This window comes from Agrococcus sp. HG114, assembly GCF_024723325.1.
Classification (GTDB): Bacteria; Actinomycetota; Actinomycetes; order Actinomycetales; family Microbacteriaceae; genus Agrococcus.
In genome coordinates this window covers 1-5,622 of record NZ_JANQCH010000141.1, presented here as the reverse complement: position 1 = coordinate 5,622, position 5,622 = coordinate 1, and the positions used below count along the sequence as shown (strand labels likewise).

Genomic DNA, 5,622 nt, shown 5'->3' with positions numbered 1-5,622 from the left:
TCGAGGAGCTCCGCGGCCGCGTCGACGAGCGGCTGCAGCGGCAGGTCGCCGAGGGCGCCGAGGCGGCGCGGCGCGCGGGCGGCCAGGTGCGACGCGCCGCCGACATGGCGGCAGCGCGTGCCGAGCAGGGCGTGCCCTCGACTGGCGACCCGCTCGTCGAGGCGCTCGTGGGGCGCCTCGACCTCGCGGACGCAGAGCGGGTGCGCCGCCGCGGCTCGTCGCTCGTGCGCTCGTCGCTCACGACCTCGGCGCTGTCGAAGACCTCGCTGACGCTCGACTCGCTGCAGCGCCGTCGCCGCTGATCGCCGACGGCCCCCGCAGCGAGCGGGAGCCGTCAGCGATCGGTGTCAGAGCGACCAGACGAGCAGCACGGTCGCGAACACGAGTCCCGACGCGAGGAGCGTCACCGTCGTGTAGCCGAGGATGTCGCGCATCTTCAGGCCCGCGATCGCGAGCAGCGGCAGGGCCCAGAACGGCTGGATCATGTTGGTCCACTGGTCGCCGTACGCGACCGCCATGATCGGGATCGCCGGGTCGACGCCCATGCGCTCGGCCGCGTCGAGCAGGATCGGCGCCTGCACGGCGAACTGCCCGCCGCCGGAGGGCACGAAGAAGTTCACGAGGCCGGCCGAGAGCAGCGCGAGCACGCCGAACGTCACGGGGGTCGAGACGGCGACGAACCAGTCGGAGAAGACCTGGATGAGCCCGGAGCCCGTCATCATGCCGAGGATGCCGGCGTAGAGCGGGAACTGGAGGAGGATCTCGCCGACGTTCGACGCTGCCTCCTTCGTGAGGCGGATGATCTCGAACGGGTTCTTCACGAGCAGGAAGATGAGCGCGAGGAACGACCAGTTCACGATGTCGAGCGTGAGCGTGCCGCCCTGCGCGAAGTGCACGACGAGGTAGGCCACGAGCGCGGCGCCGACGAGCAGCGTGATGACGCGGCTCGCGTCGATGCGGTCGGCGGGCGTGACGATCTCCTCCTCGTCATCGGCGAGCTGCTCGCGCAGGTCGAGGTGGAGCTCGACGATGCGGTCGCTGCCGCGCGGGGCGACGAGCGCGAGCGCGACGGCGACCACCACGACCGTCGCGACCGCGCCGATGAGGTTCGGCAGGGCGAACGTCGTCTCGGTGATCGGGACGACCTCGCCGCCCAGGTGCTCGGCGATGAAGGACCCGGGCGTCGCGGCCGTGAGCGGGCCGGAGCCGGAGTAGCCCATGTGCCACACCACGAAGCCGGAGAAGCCGGCCGCGACGAGCATCGGGAAGTGCAGCTTGAGGCCGCGCTCCTTGCCCGAGGCGGCGACCTCGCGCGCGAGCAGCCCGCCGACGACGAGGCCGAGGCCCCACGTGATGAGCGAGGCGACCGACGCGATCACGAACACGAACAGGTAGGCCTGCACCGGCGTCTGCGGCAGCGCCGCGAGCCTCGTCAGGAGCCTGCGCACCGGGCGGGTGTTCGCGAGCATGTGGCCGAGCAGCAGGATGAGCGCCATCTGCGTCATGAAGGCGAGCAGGCCCGACAGCCCGTCGCCCCAGCTCTTGACGAGATCGACGGGGTTCGTCTGCGTCACCGTCAGCGCGAGCAGCGCGACGACGAGCGTCAGCACGATCGCGAAGACGAGCGCGGACGGGATCCAGCGCTCGACGACGTTGTTGATGGGCCGCATCGCGCGCGCGAGCGGGGCTCCGGTTCGCTTCTCAGCGGTGGCGTTCGTCATGGTTCACCTCGTTGTGCATGCAGGGATGTACGGGGCAACAGGCCCGAAGCCAGACACTACCCGTCGGCGGCGCGGCGCCGGCTACGCCGCTGCGCGTCGCGGCCCGGACCGCCGCCGAGCGCGCAGCGCGAGCTTCCGGAGCTCGCCGAACCACAGCACGCTCGAGGCGAGCGCGAGGCACGTGAGCCATTGCGCGAGCGAGAGCGGCGCCGTGCCGAACGCTGCCTGCAGGAGCGGCGCGTGCACGACGAGCACCTGCGTGGCGGCGCCGAACGCGATCGCCGCCCACAGCCAGCGGTTCGTGAGCATCCGGCGGAACGCCGACTCCTCCTCCGACCGGGCGTTCAGCGCGTTGCACAGCTGCGCGAGCACGAGCGTCGTGAACGCGGCCGTGCGCGCCGTCTCGACGTCCTCCGAACCGGGGACGAGCCCGCCCGGCAGGTGCAGGTCGAGCGCGAGCAGCGTGGCGACCGCCATGACGAGCCCGATCGAGACGATCCCAGACCACATCCGGCCGTCGATCACCCGCTCGCGGGGTGCGCGCGGCGGTCGCGCCATGACGTCCTCGGTCTCGGCGTCGACGCCCATCGCGAGCGCCGGACCGGAGTCGGTGATGAGGTTGATCCACAGGATCTGCGTCGCGAGCAGCGGCACCACGACCGCCCCGTCGTGCCCCGCGAGCCCGAGCGCGCCGGCGAGCAGGACGCCGAGCAGCATCGTGAGCACCTCGCCCACGTTCGACGAGAGCAGGTAGCGCAGGAACTTCCGGATGTTGCCGAAGATCACGCGGCCCTGGCGCACCGCCGCGACGATGGTGGCGAAGTCGTCGTCCGTGAGGATCATGGCGGCGGCCTCCTTCGAGACCTCGGTGCCCGTGATGCCCATCGCGACGCCGATGTCGGCCTTCTTGAGCGCCGGGGCGTCGTTCACGCCGTCCCCGGTCATCGCGACGATGTGCCCGTCGGCCTGCAGCGCGCCGATGATGCGCAGCTTGTGCTCGGGCGCGACCCGCGCGAAGACCGAGCTCTCGCGCACCGCCTCCCGCAGCGCATCCTCGTCCATCCCGTCGAGCCCCGCGCCCGCGACCGCGCGCTCGCCCGGGCCGGCGATGCCGAGCTCCTGCGCGATGCGCTGCGCGGTGCCGGGGTGGTCGCCCGTGATCATCACGACCCGGATGCCCGCGCCGCGCGCCGCGGCGACCGCGTCGGCCGCCTCCGAGCGGGGCGGGTCGATGATGCCGACGGTGCCGACGAAGATGAGGTCGCGCTCGAGCGCTCGGGCGTCGTCCGAGTCGAATCCGCCTGCGGCGGCGACGGATGCGCACTCGTCCGGCTCGAGCGGACGGTACGCGACCGCGAGGGTGCGCAGCGCCTGCGACGACATCGACTCCACCGAGGCGAGCACGCGCGCGCGGTCCTCGTCCGTCAGCTCCGTCACGCGCATCCCGATGCGCCGGCGCGTGCTGCGCTCGAGCAGCACGTCCGGGGCTCCCTTCGCGATGAGCACCGGGCGCCCGCGCTCGGCGCCCGGCAGGGGATGGTCGGCGTCCTCGACGACGACCGACATCATCTTCCGCTCCGAGGTGAACGGCACCTCGCCGATGCGCGTGAAGCGCTGCGCGCGCCGCTCGGCGAGTCCGGCCTTCCGCTCCGCCACGACGAACGCCGCCTCGGTCGGGTCTCCGACGACGACCCACGAGCCGTCCTCCTGCTGCCGCACCTCCGCATCCGAGGCCAGCGTGCCGCCCGAGAGCACGACGATGTCCTCCGCCCGCAGCTCGAGCGCCGGGTCGCTCTCGAGCAGCGGGCTGCCGTCGATGAGCACGCGTCCCTCGGGCGCGTAGCCCACGCCGGTGATGTCCGCCACGCCGGAACCGGTGTGCACGGTGAGCATCGTCATCTCGTTGCGCGTGAGCGTGCCGGTCTTGTCGGAGCAGATGACCGACGCCGACCCGAGCGTCTCGACCGAGGAGAGGCTCTTCACGATCGCGCCGCGACGGCTCATCGCCTGCACGCCGATCGAGAGCACGAGCGAGAGGATCGCGGGCAGCCCCTCGGGCACCGCGGCCACCGCGAGCGAGACGCCGACGAGCAGGACCTCGACCGCCTCCTGCAGCGAGCCGATGCCGTTCACGGCGCCGATCGCGCCCATGACGACGAGCGCGATCACGACGACGGCGATCCCGAGCGTGCGCCCGAGCGCGCGGATCTCGCGCTGCAGCGGGGTCGGTTCCTGCTCCGTCTCGGAGAGCAGCGTCGCGATCCGGCCCATCTCGGTCTGCATGCCGGTCGCCGTCACGACGGCGCGGCCGACGCCCTGCGTGACCGCCGTGCCCTTGAAGACCGAGTTCCGCCGATCGCCGAGCGGCGCGGGCGCGGCGAGCGCGGCCGGCGACTTCGTGACCGGCACCGACTCGCCGGTGAGCGATGCCTCCGCGATCTGCAGGGAGGAGGACGCCACGAGTCGTGCGTCGGCAGCGACCGCATCGCCCTCGGCGAGCACGAGCACGTCGCCCGGCACGATCGCCGCTGCGGGCACGCGCTCGGCGCGGCCGTCGCGGAGGACGGTGGCGGTCGCCGCCGTCATGTCCTGGAGCGCCGCGACCGCATCCGCCGCCTTCGCCTCCTGCACGAAGCCGAGGATCCCGTTCGCGACGACGATGAGGGCGATCACGACCGCGTCGATCGGGACCCCGGCTGCGCCTTCGACGAGCCCGGCGACGACGGAGATCGCGATGGCCGCGAGCAGCAGCCCGATGAGCGGGTCGGCGAACTGGCGCACGAGGCGTCGCCACGCGGGCTCGGGCGGCGTCGACGCGAGCTCGTTCGGGCCGGAGCGGGCGCGACGGGCGTCGGCCTCCTCGGTCGAGAGGCCGAGGTCCGGGTCGACGCCGAGGGCACGAGCCGCCTCCCTGGCGTCGACCACGCTCCAGTCGCGGGGCTGCGCGCTCGCGGCAGCCGCCGCATCGGCCGCGGAGGGCCGAGCCGTGCTCCGCCGCTGCGATCCCTCCACCTGCACGCCCCTGTCGTCGCTCATCAGGGCACGCGTCCGGCGCCGGCGAGCCGCCGCGCGGCCGCTCGGCGCGGCACGGCGCGCCCCCTCGCACCGTACTCGTGCGCGATGGCGCGTGGGATGCTGGTCGCATGGATGCGACGCACGAGCCGGCTCCCGAGCGCGACCCGCACGGCGGCGCATGGCGGCCCGGCGAGCGCGCGGGGTCGCGGCCCGAGCGCGTCGACGTCACGGTGCGGCGCTCGCCGAAGTACGGCGTCTTCATGGGGCTCGGCGCGCTGCTCGGCGCGATCGGCGGCTGGCTCTTCGCGGCATCGATGCCGCAGGCGCTCAACGAGGCGGGCGAGCGCGTCGACACGACACCGGTCATCGGCCTCATGCTCGTCGTCGGGTTCGTCGCCGGCGGCGCGCTCGGCGCGCTCGTCGCGATCGTCCTCGACCGCGCGCTCGCGAAGCGCACGACGGCCATGACGGCCGAGCATGTCGAGCACGTCGAGGCGGATGCGCGCGGTCGCGTCGCCGACGGCGGCGTCGAGGGTCGCTTCGACCGGCTCGAGGAGCCCGGCCGCAGCGCTGCCGACGAGGGCGACCGCCCCGGCGCAGCCTGATGGGCGCAGGGCGGGCTCGTGCTGCGGTCGCGCACGTGCTCGCCTGGGTCGGGTTCGGCGCCGGCTTCGCCGCGCTCACGAGCGTGGCCGTGGCCGAGGGCTCCGCGGTCGAGCTCGCGGTCGGCACGGCCGCCGCGATCGCAGCCGCAGCGCTCGTCCTGCTCGTGACGGCGCTGCTGCCTGCGCCCATGCGCGCGTCGGAGCGGGGGGTGCGCGGCCTCGGGCTGCTCGCCGCAGCGCTCGCGCTCGTGTCGCTCGCCGGCGCGTCCGCGATGCTGCTG

At 73.8% G+C, this 5,622-nt stretch carries 5 protein-coding genes; 3 read left to right on the top strand and 2 right to left on the bottom strand.

Features of this window, described 5'->3' with window-relative positions; all coding sequences use genetic code 11:
• A partial coding sequence (locus NWP09_RS11300; protein ID WP_258275612.1) for a hypothetical protein occupies nucleotides 1-302 on the top strand: 302 nt, incomplete at its 5' end.
• Between the two features lie 45 nt (nucleotides 303-347).
• On the opposite strand, the gene NWP09_RS11295 is transcribed toward NWP09_RS11300, so the two are convergent.
• Both NWP09_RS11295 and NWP09_RS11290 read right to left on the bottom strand, forming a co-directional pair.
• Nucleotides 348-1,721, bottom strand: coding sequence for a short-chain fatty acid transporter (locus NWP09_RS11295; protein ID WP_258275611.1), 1,374 nt, complete (start codon nucleotides 1,719-1,721; stop codon nucleotides 348-350).
• A gap of 81 nt (nucleotides 1,722-1,802) precedes the next feature.
• The gene (locus NWP09_RS11290; protein WP_258275610.1) at nucleotides 1,803-4,757 is read right to left on the bottom strand and encodes a cation-translocating P-type ATPase; all 2,955 of its coding nucleotides are present in this window, start codon (nucleotides 4,755-4,757) and stop codon (nucleotides 1,803-1,805) included.
• 107 nt (nucleotides 4,758-4,864) lie between these two features.
• Here NWP09_RS11290 and NWP09_RS11285 point away from each other — a divergent pair, with 107 nt between their 5' ends.
• On the top strand, nucleotides 4,865-5,341 hold the full coding sequence (locus NWP09_RS11285) for a hypothetical protein (RefSeq protein ID WP_258275609.1): 477 nt from the start codon (nucleotides 4,865-4,867) through the stop codon (nucleotides 5,339-5,341).
• Nucleotides 5,341-5,622, top strand: a 282-nt coding sequence (locus tag NWP09_RS11280) for a hypothetical protein (RefSeq protein WP_258275608.1), incomplete at its 3' end; no start/stop codon positions are given. The genes NWP09_RS11285 and NWP09_RS11280, both read left to right, overlap by 1 nt.